16 protein-coding genes and 1 tRNA gene are annotated in these 20,423 nt (G+C 47.7%); 7 read left to right on the top strand and 10 right to left on the bottom strand.

The features are described from left to right. Window positions 1-105: 105 nt before the first annotated feature. The gene (locus tag HMPREF9431_RS03850) at window positions 106-1,986 is read right to left on the bottom strand and encodes a heavy metal translocating P-type ATPase (RefSeq protein WP_004379812.1); all 1,881 of its coding nucleotides are present in this window, start codon (window positions 1,984-1,986) and stop codon (window positions 106-108) included. Window positions 1,987-2,292: 306 nt separating this feature from the next. Here HMPREF9431_RS03850 and HMPREF9431_RS03845 point away from each other — a divergent pair, with 306 nt between their 5' ends. From HMPREF9431_RS03845 to HMPREF9431_RS03835, 3 genes are read left to right on the top strand one after another with little or no spacing between them, the layout of a single operon-like run. After that, complete coding sequence (locus HMPREF9431_RS03845; RefSeq protein WP_004379811.1) at window positions 2,293-3,162, top strand: electron transfer flavoprotein subunit beta/FixA family protein; 870 nt, start codon at window positions 2,293-2,295, stop codon at window positions 3,160-3,162. Window positions 3,163-3,176: 14 nt separating this feature from the next. Continuing rightward, a complete protein-coding gene (locus HMPREF9431_RS03840) occupies window positions 3,177-4,199 on the top strand; it encodes an electron transfer flavoprotein subunit alpha/FixB family protein (RefSeq protein ID WP_004379810.1) in 1,023 nt (340 codons plus the stop codon). 7 nt (window positions 4,200-4,206) lie between these two features. Further along, a complete protein-coding gene (locus HMPREF9431_RS03835) occupies window positions 4,207-5,934 on the top strand; it encodes an acyl-CoA dehydrogenase family protein (protein ID WP_004379809.1) in 1,728 nt (575 codons plus the stop codon). A 217-nt stretch (window positions 5,935-6,151) separates the two neighbouring features. Here HMPREF9431_RS03835 and HMPREF9431_RS03830 read toward each other — a convergent pair whose 3' ends face one another. The 3 genes from HMPREF9431_RS03830 to HMPREF9431_RS03820 are packed head-to-tail and all read right to left on the bottom strand — an operon-like array spanning window position 6,152 to window position 8,005. Further along, window positions 6,152-6,682, bottom strand: coding sequence for an RsmD family RNA methyltransferase (locus HMPREF9431_RS03830; protein WP_004379808.1), 531 nt, complete (start codon window positions 6,680-6,682; stop codon window positions 6,152-6,154). Between the two features lie 15 nt (window positions 6,683-6,697). After that, window positions 6,698-7,510, bottom strand: coding sequence for a DUF3822 family protein (locus HMPREF9431_RS03825; RefSeq protein ID WP_004379807.1), 813 nt, complete (start codon window positions 7,508-7,510; stop codon window positions 6,698-6,700). Window positions 7,511-7,522: 12 nt separating this feature from the next. Further along, window positions 7,523-8,005 carry a hypothetical protein gene (locus HMPREF9431_RS03820; RefSeq protein WP_004379806.1) on the bottom strand — a complete coding sequence of 161 codons (483 nt, stop codon included), beginning with the start codon at window positions 8,003-8,005 and terminating at the stop codon, window positions 7,523-7,525. A 101-nt stretch (window positions 8,006-8,106) separates the two neighbouring features. Between HMPREF9431_RS03820 and HMPREF9431_RS03815 the strand changes: the two genes are divergently transcribed. Together HMPREF9431_RS03815 and HMPREF9431_RS03810 are read left to right on the top strand one after the other, a co-directional pair. Next, complete coding sequence (locus HMPREF9431_RS03815; protein WP_040561105.1) at window positions 8,107-9,573, top strand: ATP-dependent DNA helicase; 1,467 nt, start codon at window positions 8,107-8,109, stop codon at window positions 9,571-9,573. Window positions 9,574-9,614: 41 nt separating this feature from the next. Continuing rightward, window positions 9,615-10,151 (top strand): peroxiredoxin family protein, encoded by a 537-nt coding sequence (locus tag HMPREF9431_RS03810; protein WP_004379804.1) that lies wholly within the window; start codon window positions 9,615-9,617, stop codon window positions 10,149-10,151. A gap of 659 nt (window positions 10,152-10,810) precedes the next feature. Here HMPREF9431_RS03810 and alaS read toward each other — a convergent pair. Further along, window positions 10,811-13,474 carry an alanine--tRNA ligase gene (gene alaS / locus HMPREF9431_RS03805; RefSeq protein WP_040560804.1) on the bottom strand — a complete coding sequence of 888 codons (2,664 nt, stop codon included), beginning with the start codon at window positions 13,472-13,474 and terminating at the stop codon, window positions 10,811-10,813. Between the two features lie 146 nt (window positions 13,475-13,620). Between alaS and HMPREF9431_RS03800 the strand changes: the two genes are divergently transcribed. After that, window positions 13,621-13,971: a MerR family transcriptional regulator gene (locus HMPREF9431_RS03800; protein ID WP_004379802.1), complete on the top strand. Its 351-nt coding sequence runs from the start codon at window positions 13,621-13,623 to the stop codon at window positions 13,969-13,971. 503 nt (window positions 13,972-14,474) lie between these two features. On the opposite strand, the gene HMPREF9431_RS03795 is transcribed toward HMPREF9431_RS03800, so the two are convergent. The 3 genes from HMPREF9431_RS03795 to rsfS are packed head-to-tail and all read right to left on the bottom strand — an operon-like array spanning window position 14,475 to window position 17,798. After that, entirely contained in the window at window positions 14,475-15,344 is an 870-nt protein-coding gene (locus tag HMPREF9431_RS03795; protein WP_004379801.1) for a phosphatidate cytidylyltransferase, read from the bottom strand. Beyond that, window positions 15,337-17,382: an ATP-dependent zinc metalloprotease FtsH gene (gene ftsH, locus HMPREF9431_RS03790; RefSeq protein WP_004379800.1), complete on the bottom strand. Its 2,046-nt coding sequence runs from the start codon at window positions 17,380-17,382 to the stop codon at window positions 15,337-15,339. The genes HMPREF9431_RS03795 and ftsH overlap by 8 nt, the downstream gene beginning before the upstream one ends. A 56-nt stretch (window positions 17,383-17,438) precedes the next feature. After that, the gene (rsfS, locus tag HMPREF9431_RS03785; RefSeq protein WP_004379799.1) at window positions 17,439-17,798 is read right to left on the bottom strand and encodes a ribosome silencing factor; all 360 of its coding nucleotides are present in this window, start codon (window positions 17,796-17,798) and stop codon (window positions 17,439-17,441) included. Window positions 17,799-18,004: 206 nt separating this feature from the next. On the opposite strand from rsfS, the gene HMPREF9431_RS03780 reads away from it, so the two are divergent. After that, a tRNA-Gln gene (locus HMPREF9431_RS03780) sits at window positions 18,005-18,075 on the top strand. 486 nt (window positions 18,076-18,561) lie between these two features. Here the strand turns inward: HMPREF9431_RS03780 and HMPREF9431_RS03775 are convergent. Continuing rightward, a complete protein-coding gene (locus HMPREF9431_RS03775; protein WP_004379798.1) occupies window positions 18,562-19,785 on the bottom strand; it encodes a tyrosine-type recombinase/integrase in 1,224 nt (407 codons plus the stop codon). 129 nt (window positions 19,786-19,914) lie between these two features. Beyond that, the gene (locus tag HMPREF9431_RS03770) at window positions 19,915-20,418 is read right to left on the bottom strand and encodes a hypothetical protein (RefSeq protein ID WP_004379797.1); all 504 of its coding nucleotides are present in this window, start codon (window positions 20,416-20,418) and stop codon (window positions 19,915-19,917) included. Between the last annotated feature and the right edge of the window lie 5 nt (window positions 20,419-20,423).

The raw sequence follows: 20,423 nt of genomic DNA, 5'->3' as shown, positions 1-20,423 counted from the left end.
ACTACTCTCTTTTTTTTGCTATTATCTTAAAAATTGGATAAAAACATTGGATTTTTCGTGGGTGAAAGGCATGTGGTACACAAAGTGATGTGCTTCGGACGGCATTTATCCTTTGAGGCGAAGGGTGCGCATGGCGTTGAGCACAGCCAAACAGGTGACGCCCACGTCGGCAAAGACTGCCATCCACATGCTGGCCCACCCGAATGTGGCCAATACGAGCACAGCCACCTTGACGCCAATGGCGAAGGCTACATTTTGATGTGCGATGGCGATGATTTGTCGGGCGAGGCTGATGGCGCGCACCACCTTCGACGGCTTGTCGTCCATGAGCACCACGTCGGCGGCTTCGATAGCTGCATCGGAACCGAGTCCGCCCATAGCGATACCCACGTCGGCACGAGCCAGCACGGGCGCGTCGTTGATGCCGTCGCCCACGAAGAGCAGACTACCGTCGGCACGTTTCTGACACATGAGCTGCTCCACATGCGCCACTTTGTCGGCAGGCATAAGCTCGGCTGCCACCTGATCGATGTGCAGCTCGCGTGCTACCTGCTGCCCCACGTCGTGGCGGTCGCCGGTGAGCATTACGGTTTGCTGCACGCCCATGGCTTTGAGTTGCGCGATGGTTGCAGCAGCATCGGGCTTCAACTCATCGGCGATGACGATGTGCCCCATGTAAACGCCCTCTACAGCCACATGAATTATGGTGCCCGTGAGATGGCAGGCGCGCCAATGAGCGCCCACGCTGTCCATGAGTTTGGTGTTGCCCACGCACACCAGCTTGCCGTTGACCCGCGCGCGGATGCCTTGCCCAGCTATCTCTTCGGTTTGCTCCACCGTGCAACCATCAGCCTCGTTGCCAAAGGCCTCGCGCAACGATTGGGCAATGGGATGGGTAGAAAAGCGCTCCACATGGGCGGCGAGATGGAGCAGTTCGTGCTCGCTGAGATCCGCCGGATGCACTGCTGTTACGCTGAATACGCCCCGCGTGAGCGTGCCCGTCTTATCGAATACCACGGTTGCAGCCTTAGCCAGCGCATCAATGTAGTTGCCTCCTTTGATAAGGATTCCTTGCCGCGAGGCGCCACCGATGCCGCCGAAGAAGGTGAGTGGAATGGAGAGCACCAGCGCACAAGGGCATGATACCACGAGGAACGTGAGTGCACGGTTGAGCCACAGGGGGAAACTGCCGGCAAAGTCGCCCGACAACAGCGGCGGGAGCACGGCCAGCGCCAAGGCCAAATAGACCACGATGGGTGTATAAATCTTGGCGAAGCGCGCAATGAACGTCTCGCGTTTCGACTTGTTGGCGGCGGCACGTTCGACAAGCGCGATGATCTTTGACACGGTAGACTCGCCAAACGGTTTTGTCACCTTCACGCGCAACAGCCCTTCGCGGTTGATGCAACCCGAAAAGATGGCATCGCCCATGGCCACGCTGCGCGGCATACTCTCGCCTGTCAGCGCTACGGTGTTGAGCGTCGAGCTTCCCTCAACCACCACGCCATCAAGCGCCACCTTCTCACCGGGTTGCACCACCATCAACTCACCCACGGCCACGTCGGTAGGTACTACAGTGAGTAACTGCCCAGCACGTTCCACATGGGCTTCGTCCGGACGCAGGTTTATGAGCGCCGAAATGGAGCGCCGGCTTTGCCCTTCGGCATAATCTTCAAAGAGTTCGCCCACCTGAAAGAACAGCATCACGAACACGGCCTCGGCCATTTCAGGCTCGCCACCGGGCAGAAAACCGATAAGCAGGGCACCGAGCGTGGCCACACTCATGAGCAAATCTTCATTAAAGGGTTCGCGCTCAATAATGCCCTCCCACGCTTCGGCGAGTGTTTCGTAACCAGCGAGCAGATAGGCCGGCAGATAGATGAGTAGCAATTGCCACATCGGCAGTGAAAGCATGTGCTCAATGGTCATGGCTGCAGCGAGTAGCACAGCAGAGATTATGAGCTGGATGATTTTTTTTCGTTCCATAGGAGTTGTGAATTGATTTCTACTGCAAAAATAATGAAAGTTAGTTGCAACTCGGTTGCAAAATATCTCAGTTTATGCCTTCTTATATATAATAAGGTGTAAAAACGCACATTGAAGCTGTTGCTACGTAGATTGGAGCATGAAAAATGGAGTTATCATCCTGCCACAGCAATAATATGTAGTGTAAACCGCAGCTGAACCACTGCACAAGACGGCTTTTTATGCTTTTTTATTTGGTTGTGCGACAAAAAAGGTGTACTTTTGCGAGGCAACTAAGAAAGATTATACTTCATAAACAATCATACAATGAAACTTAGAATTGTTGTGCTTGCTAAGCAAGTACCCGACACGCGAAACGTGGGTAAGGATGCGATGACCGCCGAAGGAACGGTGAATCGCGCGGCCTTACCTGCTATCTTCAATCCCGAAGATTTGAATGCGCTTGAACAAGCGCTACGTATTAAAGATCAAAACCCCGGTTCGACTGTGGGCATTCTCACCATGGGACCTCCCCGCGCCGGTGAAATCATTCGTCAAGGACTCTATCGCGGAGCTGATGAGGGGTGGTTGCTCACCGACCGCAAGAGTGCCGGTGCCGACACTTTGGCCACGTCCTATTTCTTAGCTAAAGGTATTGAAAAGATTGGTGGTGTCGACCTGGTGATTGGCGGGCGTCAAGCTATTGACGGCGACACGGCACAAGTTGGGCCACAGGTGGCACAGAAATTGGGGCTCAACCAGGTTACTTATGCCGAGGAGGTGGTGAAAATCGAAGATGGCAAAGCTACCATTCGGCGTGCCATCGATGGCGGTGTGGAAACCGTTGAGGCTCCGCTGCCCGTGCTCATCACGGTCAATGGCAGTGCGGCTGCGGCTCGTCCCTGCAACATCAAGCGGGTGATGAAATATAAATATGCCACCTGCCCCATGGAGCGCAAGGGTGACGAACCCTGGGCAAAGCTCTATGAAGGGCGCCCTTATCTAACGCTCGGGCAATGGAGTATTGCTGATTGTGGAGCCGATGAGGCGCAATGTGGTTTGGCGGGTTCGCCCACCAAGGTGAAAACCGTGCAAAACATTGTGTTCCAAGCCAAGGAATGCCAGACGCTCACCGGCAGTGATGCCGATGTAGAGGGCTTGGTGAGGGAATTGTTAGACGAAAAGATTATTGGTTAGACAAAACAACAACGATGAACAACGTATTTGTATATTGCGAGATTGAAGGAACCACCGTGCAGGAGGTTTCGCAGGAATTGCTTACCAAGGGACGCAAATTGGCCAATCAATTGGGCGTCGAATTGCATGCTATTGCAGCTGGGTCGGGCATCAAAGGTCACGTGGAAGAACAAATCTTTCCCTATGGCGTCGACAAATTGTTTGTGTTTGATGGTGCGGGACTGTTCCCATACACCTCAGCGCCTCACACCGATATTCTCGTCCATCTGTTTAAGGAGGAGCAGCCACAGATTTGCTTGCTTGGTGCAACGGTCATCGGTCGCGACTTAGGTCCACGTGTTAGCTCGTCGCTCACTTCAGGTTTGACGGCCGATTGCACGCAACTCGAGATTGGTGACTACGACGAAAAGAAAACGGGTAAGCACTATGCTAACCTGCTCTATCAGATTCGTCCGGCCTTTGGTGGTAACATCGTGGCTACGATTGTCAACCCCGACCATCGTCCACAGATGGCAACGGTGCGCTCGGGCGTGATGCAAAAGGCTTTGTATACTGGTCAGGCGAAGGGCGAGGTGGTTTATCCCGATGTAGCGAAGTATGTGCCGGCCGAGGACTATGTGGTGAAGGTTATCGAACGCCATGTTGAGGCAGCCAAGCACAACCTCAAGGGTGCGCCTATCGTGGTGGCCGGTGGCTATGGCGTGGGCAGCAAGGAGGGCTTCGATTTGCTCTTCAAATTGGCTAAAGAACTGCATGGCGAAGTGGGCGCAAGTCGCGCAGCCGTAGATGCGGGCTGGATAGATCACGACCGGCAGATAGGCCAGACGGGCGTCACCGTGCATCCGAAGGTCTACATCGCTTGTGGCATCTCGGGCCAAATTCAGCACATTGCCGGCATGCAAGACAGCGGCATCATCATCTCGATTAACAACGATCCTGATGCGCCTATCAACAAGATTGCCGACTACGTCATTCGTGGCACCGTGGAGGAAGTGGTTCCCAAACTCATTAAATACTATAAACAAAATTCCAAATAGTGCAATTATGGCAAATTATTATACTGATCATCCTGAGATTGAATTCCACCTCGACCATCCGCTCATGAAGCGCATTGTTGAGTTGAAAGAACGCAACTATGCTGATGCGGCTACTCACGACGAGGCGCCCATCAACTATGAAGATGCAATTGAAAACTACAAACGCATGCTCGACATCACGGGCGATGTTGCGGCTAATATCATTGCTGCCAACGCCGAAGCAGTTGATTTAGAAGGACCGCATTTGGAGAATGGCCGCATGCTTTATGCCTCGAAGACGATCGAAAACTTTGAAGCTACGCGACAAGCCGGCTTGTGGGGCGTTTCGATGCCACGCCGTTACAACGGGTTGAATCTGCCCAACACGGTGTTCTCAATGGCATCCGAGATGATTGCTGCGGCCGATGGTGGCTTCCAAAACCTCTGGTCGTTGCAATCGTGCATTGACACGCTTTATGAATTTGGCAGCGAAGAGCAGCGTAAGAAATACATTCCGCGCATTGCGGCCGGCGAAACCATGTCGATGGATTTGACCGAGCCCGACGCAGGGTCTGACCTCCAGCGTGTGATGCTCAAGGCCACACAGGATGCCGACGGCACTTGGCGTCTCAATGGTGTGAAGCGTTTCATCACCAATGGCGACTCCGATTTGCACTTGGTTTTGGCACGTTCAGAAGAGGGAACGGGCGATGGCCGCGGCCTCTCAATGTTCATCTACGACAAGCGCGATGGTGGTGTCGACGTGCGTCACATCGAAAACAAGCTCGGTATCCACGGCTCACCCACCTGCGAGTTAGTGTATAAGAACGCTAAATGCGAACTTGTGGGCGACCGCAAGTTAGGGCTTATCAAATATGTCATGGCCTTGATGAACGGCGCTCGCTTGGGTATTGCTGCGCAGAGTGTGGGGGTGAGTCAGGAAGCTTATAACGAAGCTTTGGCCTATGCTCGGGAACGTGCACAATTCGGCAAGAAGATCATCACTTTCCCTGCGGTGTACGACATGCTCTCGCGCATGAAAGCGAAACTTGACGCGGGTCGCTCGCTGCTCTATATGACGGCGCGCTACGTTGACCTCTACAAGGCGCTGGACGACATTTCGCGCGAACGTAAACTCACGCCCGAGGAGCGTCAGGAGATGAAGAAATACAATCGCCTGGCCGATGCTTTCACGCCGGTGGCAAAGGGTATGAACTCAGAATATGTGAACCAGAATACCTACGATGCCATCTCGGTGCATGGCGGGTCGGGCTTCATCATGGAGTACAAGGCACAGCGCCTCTATCGCGATGCCCGCATCTTCTCCATCTACGAAGGCACCACGCAGTTGCAAGTGGTGGCTGCTGCACGCTACATCACCAACGGTACCTATCTCGCCATCATGAAAGAGCTGCTTGGCGAAACCGTTAGTGAGGCTATGAAACCTTTGCAGGCGTGCATAGCCCACATGGTGGCGCTTTATGAAGAGGCGTTGACAAAGGTAAATGGCAGCGAGGGACAAGACGAGAAAGACTTCCTCGCGCGTCGCCTCTACGACATGACGGCCGAGATTATCATGTCACTGCTCATCATCGCTGATGCTTCGAAGGCGCCCGAACTGTTTGCCGACAGCGCCAACGTCTACGTGCGCATGGCCGAAGAGCATGTCATCGGTAAGGCTGCCTACATCCAGGCGTTTCGTGCCGAAGACTTAGCCGCTTTCGAAGCAGAAAAAGTGGCTGAAGAAGCAGGATAGGTCTGCTCACAAACCCTGATAAATAAAGGCTGCAAGACGAACCTCGCCTTGCAGCCTTTTGTGTCTTCGGGCAGCAAGATTAGCGGGGGAATATTAACCCACGAACTGGAGGGTTAATTTTGCATGTCGATTTCAACTTGTAAATGTGGTGATACACCATAGATAGGGCTGCCTTTGCCCATTCGCAATGCTGCAAGAGGTTTGAAAGGATATTTTCCTATCGAAAGATAGAAAAGTTGACGCTGCCATATTGGCGATGCTCCACGAAGCGCGGATGCTGCGAGAAGTCGTGGTCTTTGCCATGCTCGAACACAAGGAGACCGTCAGGTCTCAACAGCGTGCTTTCTAAGATAAGGTCGGGGATTTGGGACAATTCTCGCAGGGCGTAGGGCGGGTCGGCAAAGATAAAATCAAAGGACTGGCGACATGTTTTCAGAAATTTGAAGACATCTCCCCGAATGAGCAGCTGATTGTCGGCGCCCAATTTCGCAAAACATTGTCGAATGAAAGCGGCGTGGTCGCGATCGGCCTCTACGCTCACCACCTGTTGACATCCGCGGCTGGCCAATTCCAAGGAGATGCTTCCCGTGCCGGAAAAGAGGTCGAGCGCCCTTTTGCCGTCGAAGTCGGTGTAGCCTTGCAGCACGTTGAAGATATTTTCTTTGGCGAAATCTGTCGTCGGGCGCGCCTTGAACGTGCGTGGAATGTCGAAATGAAGGCCTTTATAGCGGCCAGTGATAATTCTCATGATGTGGAAATCGTTTTATCGTCCGTTGATGTAAAGTGTCATCATGTCGAAGGGAATTCCCTTGATTTGCGTGATGGGCGAACGATTAAACTCGGCCGATGGGTTGATGACAAATACATTTTTCAAATATTCCTTGAGTTCTTTCGTCAAATTCATCTGGTTATTGAGATTGCCCATGAGGTGCATTTCGTCATTTTGCGCATGGTAGCCCAAGGTCTTCCAAATGTGTAAAAGGAAGTAGACCGCATCGCTTTCGTTGGAGATTTCGAAGCTATTTGCAAAGCGAAATCTGTTTTGTGTGAAGCAAAACGTATCCATTTGTTTGCCTCGGAAATAGGCAAAGAGCTTTTTGCGCATACCAACGAAGCTGCGTTTATGCGCATGGCTCCACACGGGTTGCATGAGCGGCATGATGCGAAGGTCGCGAAAATGGTCGGTGAGCACCAACTTCAAATCCTTGTTCATGGGGTAAATGGCTACGGCCTTCTGCGCCGGCAGCACGGTATTGAACAGTTCGTCGTTCTCGTAGCCTAAGAAAGTGTAATGAAAAAGTGGTGCCGCATCTTGCGCGTTGAATTCTTCTAACGGCGTAAGCAGCACCGGACTGTCTAACAGCACCTGTGCCCGTTGAAAATCTCCTTGCAGCAAAGGGCTTTCCAAGAAGGCTTCGCGCAGATTGGCAGCCATCGACATGCCACTTTTCACCACGTAAGGTTCGTAGCTGATGCCGCCAATGGCCGTTTCGTTAGGGGTCGCAAAAGCCATGCTGTTGCGTGCAATGCGCAGTGTGACGGTGGCTATCTTGTGGATGGGAGCGTTTTCGTTCATGCGTTGAAAGGATTAGGGATGAATGGAAAGGTGGGTGTCGTTTTGAGCAATGTCGCCCAATTTAATGCCTGCATAGGCCCCGCTTGCATAAGCTTTCTCGGTGAGGTTGGCCACGGCATTGGCGTCTAAATCGCCGAGGTAGGTGTCATACGTCGCACCACATTCGACCAAAGGCGTCTGTTGTCCGCTTTTGCTGATTTGCACGGTGGCAGATAAATCGAATTTCGCACCATTGCCAAAGGGAATGAACTGCAAGCTATCGGCCAAAAAACCATCCTGCACGAGCTGCTGAAATGTGCCGGCATACACCTGGTGCACGCGGCGATAGGCCAATTCTGCCTGGCGAATCTTGAGCAGACGCACACGGATGATTTGCTCACGACGCTGCTGTTCCCGGGCGAAACGCATAGGCGCTTCGAGGCTGAAAAAGCAGAGCAGCAGCACCACAAGGGCGCAACCAGCCAGGAGCAAATTGTGATGGAGTTTGATTTTCATTCCGATAATTCTTTCTACCTTTGCATCAGTTGTTTTATTTGAGGCACGGCCGATGCTTGCGGGTGCTGCAAAATTACAAAAAACTTTTTACGTTAGCGAATTTGAGCAAACAAGAATTTATTGATGCCATTGTGCATGAATTTGGTTTAACCCCCACGCACGATCAGCTGCATGCGTTAAAAACCTTCGCCAATTTTCTGGCCGATAGGTCGGACAACTGCGTGATGATTTTGCGGGGTTCGGCCGGAACGGGCAAGACATCGTTGGCCAGCGCCATGGTGAAAACCTTTTTGCGCATGGGGCAGAAATTGTCGCTTTTGGCTCCGACGGGGCGCGCCGCCAAGGTGTTTTCGGTGAACAGTGGTCAGCCTGCAGGCACCATCCATCGCAAAATCTACCGCGAGCGGCAATATGTGGGGCTCGAAGGCGAGTTTAATTTGGCCGAGAACAAGCATAAGAACACCCTCTTCATGGTGGATGAGGCCTCGATGATAGGCACTCATTCGAGCGGCAGTTTCGGTTTTGGGTCGGGCGATTTGTTAGCCGACCTCATCGCCTATGTCTATCAAGGCGATCATTGCCGTTTGCTGCTGATTGGCGATGGTGCGCAGCTTCCACCCATTGGCGAAAACGATGCTCCGGCACTGCAGTGCGATGTGCTCGAAGGAAAGGGGCTGAAAGTGTATGAATGCAGCCTGAAAGAGGTGCTGCGGCAGAGCCAGGACAGCGGCATCCTATACAACGCCACGCAGATTCGGGCGCTCCTACCTTCAGACGATGATGCTGCTGCGCCGTTCACCTTAAACACTTTTCCACGCATTCATTTCCAAGGTTTTGCCGACGTGGTTCGCCTTTCCGGCGCCGATTTCATTGAAACCCTGTCCGAGAGTTATTACAAAGTGGGCGAGGAAGAGACGATGGTGGTCACCCGGAGTAACAAACGCGCCAACCTGTTTAACAAAGGCATTCGCGGGCAGGTGCTCGAATACGAAGAAGAACTCAGCTCGGGCGACCTTTTAATGGTGGTGAAAAACAAATACCTCGCAGTTCCGGCAGGCGACAATGGCGAGTTCTCATTCATCGCCAACGGCGACCGTGCCAAGGTATTGCGCGTGCGCAACGTGCACGAATGCCATGGTTTTTTGTTTGCCGACGTGTGGTTGCAATTCCCCGATTACAACCAGTTGGAATTGCAACAGCGCGTCATCTTAGACACATTGACTGCCGAATCTCCGGCGCTGAGCCATGAACAGCAGGAGCGGCTCTACGAATCGGTGATGGCCGACTATGCTGACATTCCGCGAAAGCGCGACCGCATAGAAAAACTCAAGGCCGACCCTTATTTCAACGCGCTGCAAATAAAATATGCCTATGCGGTGACCTGTCACAAGGCGCAGGGCGGACAATGGGCGCATGTCTATGTCGACCAGGGCTATGTGACCGAGGAAATGCTCACGCCCGACTATATTCATTGGCTCTACACCGCTTTCACACGCGCCACAGAGAAGTTGTTTTTGGTGAATTGGCCTAAGCAGCAGATGGCTGACGGCGCCGATGATGACGATTGAGATAAAAACAAAATAACATGATAAAAGAAAGGAAAATAAACATGAAGAAAATGTTGAAAATGGCCGCATTGATGGCCGCATGCCTGTTGGCCATTCCCGCTGTGCAGGCGCAAACCACCGAGCAGGATGCCGATTTGCTGTATGCTACAGGCATGTTGAAGCCTGGAACCGCAGCACCCGATTTCACGTTGCCCACCCTGGCCGGAAAAAACTTTTCGTTGAGTCAACTGAAGGGGAAAGTTGTGGTGCTCGATTTTTGGGCCAGTTGGTGCCCCGACTGTCGCAGAGATGCGCCCAACATTGTGCGCTTATATCGCGAATACAAGGATAAAGGCGTGGTGTTTGTGGGCATCTCGTTCGACGTCGACCGCGCGGCGTGGCAAAATGCCGTGATAAAATATGGCATGCACTACACGCAAGTGAGTGAGCTAAAGAAGATGCGTGAGGCGCAAATCTCAAAAACCTATAGCGTGAGCTGGATTCCCTCGCTCTATGTCATTGGGCGGGATGGAAAGGTGGTGCTGGGCACGGTGCTGTCCGAAAAGGTGAAACAAACCTTGCAACAACTCGTGAAATAGCATTATCTCAGCTTCTTCCTAACGCTTGCAGGCGGACTGCAAGCGTTATTTTTTTTGTTTTGGCATTTGCATAGGCTATGCAAGTGCTATTTTTTTTGTTTTGGCGTTTGCATAGGCTATGCAAGTGCTATTTTTTTGTTTTGGCGTTTGCATAAGCTATGCAAGTAACATTCCTTAAGTTTTGGCGTTTGCATAAGCTATGCAAGTAACATTCTTTTAGTTTTGGCGTTTGCAGTAACGCTGCAAGTAACATTCTTTTAGTTTTGGCGTTTGCAGTAACGCTGCAAGTAACATTCTTTTAGTTTTGACGCTTGCAGTAACGCTGCAAGTAACATTCTTTTAGTTTTGGCGTTTGCAGTAACGCTGCGAGCATTATTTTTTATGTTTTGACGCTTGCAGTAACGCTGCGAGCATTATTTTTTATGTTTTGGTGCTTGCAGTAACGCTGCGAGCATTAAAATTTTTATTTTGAGCCTTTGCAGTCCACCTGCAAGCGCTATTTTGATTGCTGAAGGCGGCAAGGGCCGAACTGCAAGGATGTTGCGCAGCTTGTGGTCGACAAATGGGGCTGATGTGGAGATGAAAACGAGGGATGCACGGCTTGTGCATCCCTCGTTCACCGTTTGATGACGGTTATACGCCTGTTTGCAGCGCTCCTTTTACAAGTTGGCCAACGCAATCACCTTGTCAACGGCAGCGTTCATGCCATCGATGTTTTTGCCGCCAGCCTGTGCATAGTGGGGTTGACCGCCGCCGCCACCTTGAATGAGTTTGGCAGCTTCACGAATGATTTGGCCGGCATTCAGTTGATGCTCTTTCACCATGTCATCCGAGAACATCACCGTGAGCAGGGGCTTGTTGTGGGCAGTGCTGCCGATGACGGCCACCAATTTCTGGGGCACGGCCTCACGCAGTTTAAACACAAGGTCTTTTGCCGCTGCGGGTTCTATGGGCAGCACGGCCGTGATGACGCTGATGCCGTTGACCTCTTTGATGCGCGAGAGCAACATCTCCTTTGTGCGTTCAACGGCCTGCGCCTGGAACCGCTCAAGCTCTTTGCGCAGCTCATCGTGCTCGCTGATGAATTTCTCTATCGAAGCCTTGAGGTCCTTGGTGTTGTTGAACATGGCTTTCAAATCGTTCATGGTGTCGGTTGCGGCATAGATGGCGTCTTCACAAGCCTTGCCTGTCAGGGCTTCAATGCGGCGGATGCCTGCAGCAACACTGCTTTCTGACATGATTTTAAAGAAGCCGATGCGACCCGTACTTGTGGCATGAATGCCGCCGCAGAACTCGCAACTCGGACCGAAACGCACAACGCGCACCTTGTCGCCATACTTCTCGCCAAAGATGGCTATGGCACCTAAGGCCTTCGCCTCTTCCAAAGGCGTGTCGCGATGCTCATCCAAGGGGAAATCTTCGCGTATCATTTGGTTAACCAACTGTTCTACTTGGCGCAACTCTTCGTCGCTCACCTTTTGGAAATGCGAGAAGTCAAAGCGCAACGTTGTGGGGTCAACATAGGAGCCTTTTTGCTCCACGTGGTCGCCCAACACCTGTTTCAAAGCATAGTCGAGTAGGTGAGTGGCGGTGTGATTGGCGGCGCTGGCATTGCGTTTCTCCGTATCAACGCAGGCCATGAACTCGGCTTGCAAATTTTTCGGTAGCGCCTTCACGATGTGGATGCTCTGGTTGTTTTCGCGCTTGGTGTCGAGCACTTCAATCGTCTCATCATCGTTCACCAGCACACCTTGATCGCCTACCTGGCCACCCATTTCGCCATAGAATGGGGTGAAATCGAGCACCAACTCATAGAAAGTGTTCTTCTTTTGCGTCACTTTGCGGTAGCGCAAAATGTGGGTGGTGTGCTCGGTGTAATCATAACCCACAAACGCTTGTTCGCCTTCGCGCACCACTTCCCAGTCGCCATTTTCCACGGCTGCGGCGTTGCGTGCACGTGCTTTCTGCTTAGCCATTTCTTCATCGAAGCCCTTTTCGTCAACCGTGAATCCCTTTTCGCGACAGATGAGCTCGGTCAAGTCGAAGGGGAAACCGTAGGTATCAAACAAGCGGAAGGCCTGTGTGCCGGGCAATTCGGTCTTTCCTTGTGCCGTGAGCTCGTCCATATCGGCGTTGAGCAGGTTGATGCCTTTTTCCAATGTGCGCAGAAACGAGTCTTCCTCTTCTTTGATTACGCGGCTGATGAGCTCCTGCTGCGCGGGCAATTCGGGGTAGGCGGCACCCATTTCATGCACCAAGGTGGGCAGCAATTTATAGAGGAAAGCCTCTTTCTGATTTAAAAATGTGTAGGCATAGCGCACGGCACGGCGCAAGATGCGGCGGATGACGTAGCCTGCTTTGGCATTGCTGGGCAGTTGTCCGTCGGCAATGGAGAACGCTACGGCGCGCAGGTGATCGGCCACCACACGCATGGCAATGTCGATTTTCTCTTGTTCGGTGCTGCCTTCGCCTAACTTCCCTGTCGGCGTCGTGAAGCCATATTGTTGGTGGCTCAGCGCCTCGATTTGCTGAATGATGGGTTGGAAAATATCGGTGTCATAGTTGCTGTGCTTGTCTTGCAACATGCGCACCAAGCGTTCGAAGCCCATTCCGGTATCGATGACATGCATGGGGAGCGGCTCTAAGCTGCCATCGGCCTTGCGATTGTATTGCATGAACACTACATTCCAAATCTCAATCACTTGGGGGTTGTCTTTGTTCACCAATTCGCGGCCGGGAATCTTGGCTTTCTCTTCGGGCGTTCTTGAGTCAACATGGATTTCGGTGCACGGACCACAAGGTCCAGTTTCGCCCATCTCCCAGAAGTTATCGTGCTTGTTTCCGTTGATAATATGGTCGGGCTTCACGTGCTTTGCCCAATATTTTGCGGCCTCATCGTCGCGTGAGAGCCCTTCCTCTTTTGAACCTTCAAACACGGTTACGTAAAGGTCTTCGGGATTTAAATGCAGTACGTCCACAAGATATTCCCAGGCATAATCGATGGCACCTTCTTTGAAATAGTCACCAAAACTCCAGTTGCCCAGCATCTCGAACATGGTGTGATGATAGGTGTCATGCCCCACTTCTTCCAAGTCGTTGTGCTTTCCACTCACACGAAGGCATTTCTGTGAGTCCACGCGGCGCACGTCTTTTCCGGGGTCTTTGGTGCCCAAGATAATGTCTTTCCATTGGTTCATACCGGCGTTGGTGAACATCAAAGTGGGATCATCTTTAATCACCATCGGTGCCGAAGGAACTATTTTGTGTCCTTTGCCTTCAAAAAACTTCTTGTAGGACTCGCGGACTTCATTTGCTGTCATCATATTTTTTTATTTATTTTTTATTGTATTCCTATACTGAAAAGCAAGCGCAAAGTTACAAAAAAGTTTAGAGATGGTAGCTGGCCATCTGTAGAAAATTGCTATCTTTGCGCTGAAAACAATCCTTGTTTTACAGAAGATAACGGGTTATGGCACTGAATAAAAATAAAAATCTAAAGCGTTATTTCACCATCAAAGAGGTAGCTCAAAAGTTGGATGTGACTGAAAGCACCTTGCGTTATTGGGAAAAGGAATTCTCAATTTTGCGTCCAAAAATACAGGAGGGGACGAAAATCCGCCTATACACAGAACAGAATATGGAGCAGATTAAGCTCATTTATAACCTTGTTAAGGTACGCGGATTCAAAATAGCTGCTGCTAAAAAAATGTTGAGTGCCAATCGCTCGGGAGTTGAAAAAACAGCAGTTGTGCTCGAAAAACTCATGTCCGTGCGCGATGAATTGCAAGCTATGAAACGCCATTTAGACGGTATGGTGTAGCCGTTTAGTGTAACGATTTCTTTCAAATCAAAAACAGAGTCGATAAAAAGCTATTTGTTTTCACGATAAAAGCAATGACTTTGTAGTGTAATTGCTATGATATAATGGTGCAAATACAGTGATATTGTGTCATCATTGAGTAGTGTTTTGTCATGAGGTGCTAAATGCTTTAGCATAATTCCTGTAGGCCTATGGAGATAAGAAGAATGGGGAAGGCTAAGGATATAAAAAAAATTGATTGTCTCACGACAACCAATCTTCTTAACCTTAATAATCTAATACCATGAAAAACATGTTGCAAAGATAACGTATAGAGGGCGACTCGCCAAACATTTCTGTAAGAAAGGTATGCTGTTTAGCATTTTTTAAAGAATTAATATCGTCCCTATCAAATGCGATTTGCGGACGCACGACAGCTGTTTATCGAGCGAACGAAGCTACCACCTTGTTATCTTAGGCATGTGTTATATGCTGAATTCTATAAAATGTCCGTTGAGACACTTTTATGAAAGGAGTTGAATGGTGTAGAGGTAGATAACAGAAGCAGGGATTGCCAAGAGTGAAGAGTCAAACCGATCGAGCATTCCTCCATGCCCGGGAAGAATCTTTCCGCTATCTTTCACACCCAAAGTGCGTTTGAAAAGGCTCTCAACTAAGTCGCCCCAAGTGCCAAACACGACAACGACTAAGCCTAAGCCTATCCAGCCCAAAATAGAGAGTTGTGCACTATTTGCGGGTTGTTGTGCATGATAGCCAATGCAGGCTGCCACAATCACCACAAGAAGACCACCACCAATGCTTCCTTCCCAACTCTTTGCAGGGCTGATGCGCGGAAACAGTTTGTGCTTGCCGAAGAGTGAACCGCTGCAATAAGCGCCGGTATCATTAAGCCAAAGAAAGATAAATATGCACAGTGGAAGCAATGCATGATATTGAAAACCTGCACCATTGCTGCTTTGCTCAAAGGCTAAAACATTAATCATGGAGAATGGAAGCGCAATGTAGAGCTGTGAAAGCATGGTGTAGGCCCAGTCGTTAATGGGGTCTTCTTGTTTCAAATAAAGCTCACTGATCAGTAGATAGACAATCGTAAGCAGGTAGGGGATGACCACAACAAAGTTGGTAATGATGCCAACCCGAAGGGCTGCCACCGCCAAAAAGAGATAAACTCCGGCGATGGTGCTGATGAAACGATTGACCGAAATGCGAGGCTTTTGATTGACAAGTCCCGTATACTCCCAAATGGTGAGGCCTGTAATCACGGCAAATAACGCAATCATGGTGTGCGGATTATAAAATCCACCCACCATGATAATCACAAAGAGCGCACCTACAATGGCTCTGATAATTAAATTCTTTTGTTTCTCACTCATTGTTGTTTTCTTTCTTTAATGATGCCTGATGCTCTTCTTCTGCCTGGCGAACGAAATCGGGCATATCTTCAATTTTGGGGGCATTGGCCTCATTTTCGTTGATAATTTCTTGTGCACGGCTAATCCAAGGACGCTTTCCGAAGATGGCTTCTACGTCTTCAGCATAGATAACTTCACGCGAAATGAGCAACTCTGCTAATTTGTTATGTCCTTCTTTATGTTCTTCTAAAAGCTGTTTGGCACGCTCATATTGGCTATTTATCATTTTCAGTACTTCATCATCTATCACTTGTGCCGTTGTTTCTGAATAGGGTTTTTGGAACTGTTCCTGATTATTGTAATAGCAAATATTGGGCAATCGGTCGCTCATTCCGGCAAAAGCAATCATGCCGAATGCACTCTTGGTAGCTCGTTCTAAATCGTTCATTGCCCCTGTTGAGATGTGGCCTGTGAACAATTCTTCTGCAGCACGCCCACCTAATAGCGCGCACATCTCATCTAACATTTGCTCTTTGGTGGTGATTTGGCGCTCTTCGGGCAGATACCAAGCTGCTCCTAAGGCCTGTCCACGAGGTACAATGCTCACTTTCACCAAGGGATCGGCATGCTCACAAAACCAACTTACTGTGGCATGACCCGCTTCATGGAGTGCAATCGATCGCTTTTCAGAGGCTGTCATCACTTTGGTTTTCTTTTCCAAGCCACCGATAATGCGGTCAACAGCGTCTAAGAAGTCTTGCTTACCTACGGTCTTGCTGTTGTGACGTGCGGCAATGAGTGCGGCTTCATTGCACACATTTGCAATGTCTGCACCAGAAAATCCCGGAGTCTGCCGTGCTAAGAAGTCTATATCTAAGGTGTTATCAACCTTCAATGGACGCAGATGCACTTGGAAAATAGCCTTTCTTTCGGGCAAATCGGGCAAATCAACATTAATCTGTCTGTCGAATCTTCCTGCACGAAGGAGCGCTTGATCCAGCATGTCTACGCGGTTGGTTGCTGCCAAAACAATAACGCCACTGTTGGTACCAAAGCCGTCCATCTCGGTCAATAGTGCATTCAATGTGTTCTCACGCTCATCGTTTCCACCCATAGAAGGGTTCTTGCTTCGTGCGCGACCAACGGCATCTATCTCATCAATGAAGATGATGCAAGGTGATTTTTGCTTGGCTTGTGCAAAGACATCACGCACGCGACTGGCACCAACACCTACAAACATCTCCACAAAATCAGAGCCGCTCATCGAGAAGAATGGAACACCTGCTTCACCTGCAACAGCCTTTGCTAACAGCGTTTTACCAGTTCCTGGAGGACCAACTAATAATGCTCCTTTAGGAATTTTACCGCCTAACTCTGTGTATTTTTGTGGGTTTTTGAGGAATTCAACAATCTCTTGTACTTCTTGTTTCGCACCTTCTTGACCGGCTACATCTTTAAATGTTATGCCTAATTCGTTGGCCTTTTCATAAAGTTTTGCTTTACTTTTACCGACATTGAAGATGCCACCGCCTGGACCAGCGCCATTTCCTCCTGCCATTCGGCGAGAAATCCAAAACCAAAATACTACTAAAAGAATGAATGGTCCAAATGTAAATAGAAGGTTATTGATGAGGCCACTTCCACCATCGTTGTCGTAACTGAAGTCTACAATCTTTCCTTTTGATTGCTCATAGGTGAGGAACTTCTCTAATTCATCGACAGAACCAAATTGAACATTCACATAGGGATGTGCACCAACTTGCTTCGCACTGCGATGGAACACATCTTGTATGTATTTTGGATTGACGTACATCTTCAGTGTGCTCTTCTCCTTATTTATCTCTATACGATTGGCGTAACCTTTGCCAACATATTGTTTAAATTTTGAGTAAGATGCTGTTGTATTTGCATTTCCACTGGCCAACATATTGCCACCACCAGAAAAAAGTAGTGCAGCTGCGGCAATAGCAACAATGATAAATACCCAGTTCATGTTGAATTTGGGCATCTTTGGTTCCCTGTTGTCGCGGCTGTTAAAGAGATGATTCTTATTGTCCATAACTAAAAGCTGTTTCTTATATTTAAAGTTGTAGTATCAAAGACTATGCCAAAGGGCTAATCTAAGTTAGGGATCTTTGTTAGTTTCGCATCTTCCCATAGCATTTCTAAGTTATAGTAAGTGCGGGTTTCAGGAAGAAAGACATGTACAAGCACATCCGAAAAGTCTATTGCAACCCATTGATTATTCCCTAATCCTGCCACATGAATAGGCTTTTCGTGCAAACTTTCACGTACGATGTCGCCAATTGAGGACGCAATCGCTTCCACTTGTGTAGGGGAATTTCCTTGACAAATGACGAAATATTTTGCAATAGCTCCTTCTATCTCTGTAAGATTGATAACCACAATCTCTTCTCCTTTCTTCTCCTGAACACCTTTAATGATTGTATCGACTAACTTTTCAGTCTTTTCCATCTAAACTTTTGTTTGAAATTTTATTGAATAGTGCATATAGCGCACAAAGATACATAATTTATAATGAGGAATTCTATTATAAATTGTCTATTTTTCAAATTTTCATTGTTTTTGGAAAAAAGCCATACTAAAATTTGGAGTCAAACAAAAAAAAGACTACCTTTGCACTCACAATTTAGCAATATAGCTCTATTGTCAGTATAGAATGGGATATGGTGTAATGGTAACACTACAGATTCTGGTCCTGTCATTCTTGGTTCGAGTCCGAGTATCCCAACATAATTTGGATGTATCAGTTTCATGATGCATCCATTTTTGTTACCCAAAGGTATATTGTAACATTTTGAAAAAGCAGCTTATGAAATAAAAATAAACGAGAATACATTTTATATTGTATTCTCGTTATCTTCTTGTTTGGGTGGAAGGTGGGACTCGAACCCACGACATTCAGAACCACAAACCATATTATGGACTAATTTATACCTTTTTTCTCCCATTTGTTCCATTTTAAAGATATAACTTTTCCGCTCTCCCAACGTCCAAAAGTAACTTTGTCACAACTTTGAAGTCGTGATAGTGTTACTTGCCGGATTAAAACCGCGTAGCGTTTTAAGGGTTTTTAGCGAAGCTGGTATTCACTTATGTAAAGTGATTTACTTCTATTCTAAGCATTGTAAGAAGGCGGGCAGTGCCTTTTTGTTTTGCGTGAATAAAGAAGTAATAACCTTACATAAAAGAGAATACGAGCGGAGCTAACTTGCTGCTATAGTATAATCTTTCCCATAATATCATCAAACATATACTTCATTAACTTTTCATTGGCTATATTTATTCTTGAAAAGTCTTTTTCAATATAGATGTCAGTAGTACGCATTGATTGATCGATATGATTAAGCATATCATTAACGGTGTATTTATCTATACCAACCTTATTCACAGCAATAGATGCCATAGAGTGGCGTGCTGCGTAAAATTGTAGATTGGGTACACCGATAACTTTCCCTATTTCTTTTAATCCAAGATTTATGGAACGGTTTAGGTCTGCCATAGACTTGAAGCGTTCATAAAAATTGAATATGCGATTTTCACCTCTATATTTATGAACTAAAGGGAGAATGAAGTCAGGGACGCGCACAACCATTTCTGCTCTGTCAAAGCGTCTATCTTTGGTCTTTGTACGTTGATATGTGATGTATTGGCCATCGAAATTTTCTGCGTTGAATAAGTCTGCACTGTTCATTCCGAGTAAGCAAAAGGAGAGCATAAAACAATCCTTTGCTAGATCATGTCGACTTGATAATCCTTTCTGCTTAATATTATCATAGGGGAGTTGAAAAATAGCTCTTATAGTTTCGGGAGATAATCCTCTCTTTTTAGTATATCTTTGTCTTGGTGCTTTATAGCGTTCCAGATTATGACGTATTTTATAGATGTTCCTATCCTCGTCATTATAGTAATCTTGAGCTTCCTTAAAAAGTTTGACGATAGTGGAAGTATAAAGCGACATGGCGCGTGGTCGATCTCTAAGATAGTCTTCGAAGAATTTTATATTCTTGACAGTAATCTCTTCTATGGGAACTTCCTTTCTGTCAAAGAATTTACATAATGCATTTATCGCAGACGTGTAGTTCCGTATGCCTTTGATATAGGAGTGGTTCTGACACCATTCACGTGAAAATGCAATGAAATCGATATAATCACTCTTTTTACCGTGTTTAAGGATTTCTATAATATTATCGATAGGAATATCATTAATTTCGAGATATAGTCCATCAATCATTTTTCGATATATTCCTATTAGTGTCTCACACTTCTTCACTATGTGTCTATCTTTGATTTCAAACTTATCGTTTAATTGCTTTTTTGTTACATACATGGTTGTTGCTATATAACGTCTTTCTGAGTTATGAGAGAAGCATATTAGAACATTCCATGTTTTGTCTCTACGACATTTATCTTTGCGAATGAGGTAATGAAAATTTGTCATTTTTTTGCAAAGATACAGAAAAGCTTTTATCGTTTATAGTACATAGAGAAAGGGTATCGCTTGGATAAGTTCAAGTGATACCCTTATGTCTAAAATATGAATGTATGAATAGATATTAGCACATAAAATTCAAGGGAGTGGTAGTTCAAAAGTCCGTGTTATATTTTTGCAGGTTTTGTCAAAGAAGAACCATCGTTCAGCCCTATAGGTCTGTCCATTCTTGTCCTTACATTCATAATCAATTTTTACTTTCCAGCCAGAGAACTCTCCTTTTTTATCAGATTGGAGTACCATTTTTCTAATCTCTTCAGTTGTAGCCATTTGTCGTGAGGCTAGCGACATTACATAATAATCATTTGGATCAAAGTTTGTCATATTGTTTGTTCGTTTCAATATGGACGTAGTAACCAATTTCATTATTTTCATAATCCCCTCGACCTCAGATTTCGAATAATAGGTGTCCCCAAAGGCTGAATCAGGCTGTGATACACCTAATATTTTCAGCTGTTTAGGATAGCTTACTTTTGCAGATAAATCTTTCTGTGCAAATGCTATCATTTCTTCTTTCTCGTCTGTACATCCTATAAATAATAAACTTGCAAGGATTGCAATTCCAAATAGATTTTTTCTCATATTTT

Source organism: Segatella oulorum F0390, assembly GCF_000224615.1.
In the GTDB taxonomy this organism is placed as follows: Bacteria; Bacteroidota; Bacteroidia; order Bacteroidales; family Bacteroidaceae; genus Prevotella; species Prevotella oulorum.
This window is presented reverse-complemented; position numbering and strand designations above follow the sequence as displayed.

What these genes read in the sequence shown, in the direction of transcription:
- HMPREF9431_RS03850 (WP_004379812.1), bottom strand. Translation starts at nt 1,986, where the DNA reads ATGGAACGAAAAAAAATCATCCAGCTCATAATCTCTGCTGTGCTACTC.
- HMPREF9431_RS03845 (WP_004379811.1), top strand. Translation starts at nt 2,293, where the DNA reads ATGAAACTTAGAATTGTTGTGCTTGCTAAGCAAGTACCCGACACGCGA.
- HMPREF9431_RS03840 (WP_004379810.1), top strand. Translation starts at nt 3,177, where the DNA reads ATGAACAACGTATTTGTATATTGCGAGATTGAAGGAACCACCGTGCAG.
- HMPREF9431_RS03835 (WP_004379809.1), top strand. Translation starts at nt 4,207, where the DNA reads ATGGCAAATTATTATACTGATCATCCTGAGATTGAATTCCACCTCGAC.
- HMPREF9431_RS03830 (WP_004379808.1), bottom strand. Translation starts at nt 6,682, where the DNA reads ATGAGAATTATCACTGGCCGCTATAAAGGCCTTCATTTCGACATTCCA.
- HMPREF9431_RS03825 (WP_004379807.1), bottom strand. Translation starts at nt 7,510, where the DNA reads ATGAACGAAAACGCTCCCATCCACAAGATAGCCACCGTCACACTGCGC.
- HMPREF9431_RS03820 (WP_004379806.1), bottom strand. Translation starts at nt 8,005, where the DNA reads ATGAAAATCAAACTCCATCACAATTTGCTCCTGGCTGGTTGCGCCCTT.
- HMPREF9431_RS03810 (WP_004379804.1), top strand. Translation starts at nt 9,615, where the DNA reads ATGAAGAAAATGTTGAAAATGGCCGCATTGATGGCCGCATGCCTGTTG.
- alaS (WP_040560804.1), bottom strand. Translation starts at nt 13,474, where the DNA reads ATGATGACAGCAAATGAAGTCCGCGAGTCCTACAAGAAGTTTTTTGAA.
- HMPREF9431_RS03800 (WP_004379802.1), top strand. Translation starts at nt 13,621, where the DNA reads ATGGCACTGAATAAAAATAAAAATCTAAAGCGTTATTTCACCATCAAA.
- HMPREF9431_RS03795 (WP_004379801.1), bottom strand. Translation starts at nt 15,344, where the DNA reads ATGAGTGAGAAACAAAAGAATTTAATTATCAGAGCCATTGTAGGTGCG.
- ftsH (WP_004379800.1), bottom strand. Translation starts at nt 17,382, where the DNA reads ATGGACAATAAGAATCATCTCTTTAACAGCCGCGACAACAGGGAACCA.
- rsfS (WP_004379799.1), bottom strand. Translation starts at nt 17,798, where the DNA reads ATGGAAAAGACTGAAAAGTTAGTCGATACAATCATTAAAGGTGTTCAG.
- HMPREF9431_RS03775 (WP_004379798.1), bottom strand. Translation starts at nt 19,785, where the DNA reads ATGACAAATTTTCATTACCTCATTCGCAAAGATAAATGTCGTAGAGAC.
- HMPREF9431_RS03770 (WP_004379797.1), bottom strand. Translation starts at nt 20,418, where the DNA reads ATGAGAAAAAATCTATTTGGAATTGCAATCCTTGCAAGTTTATTATTT.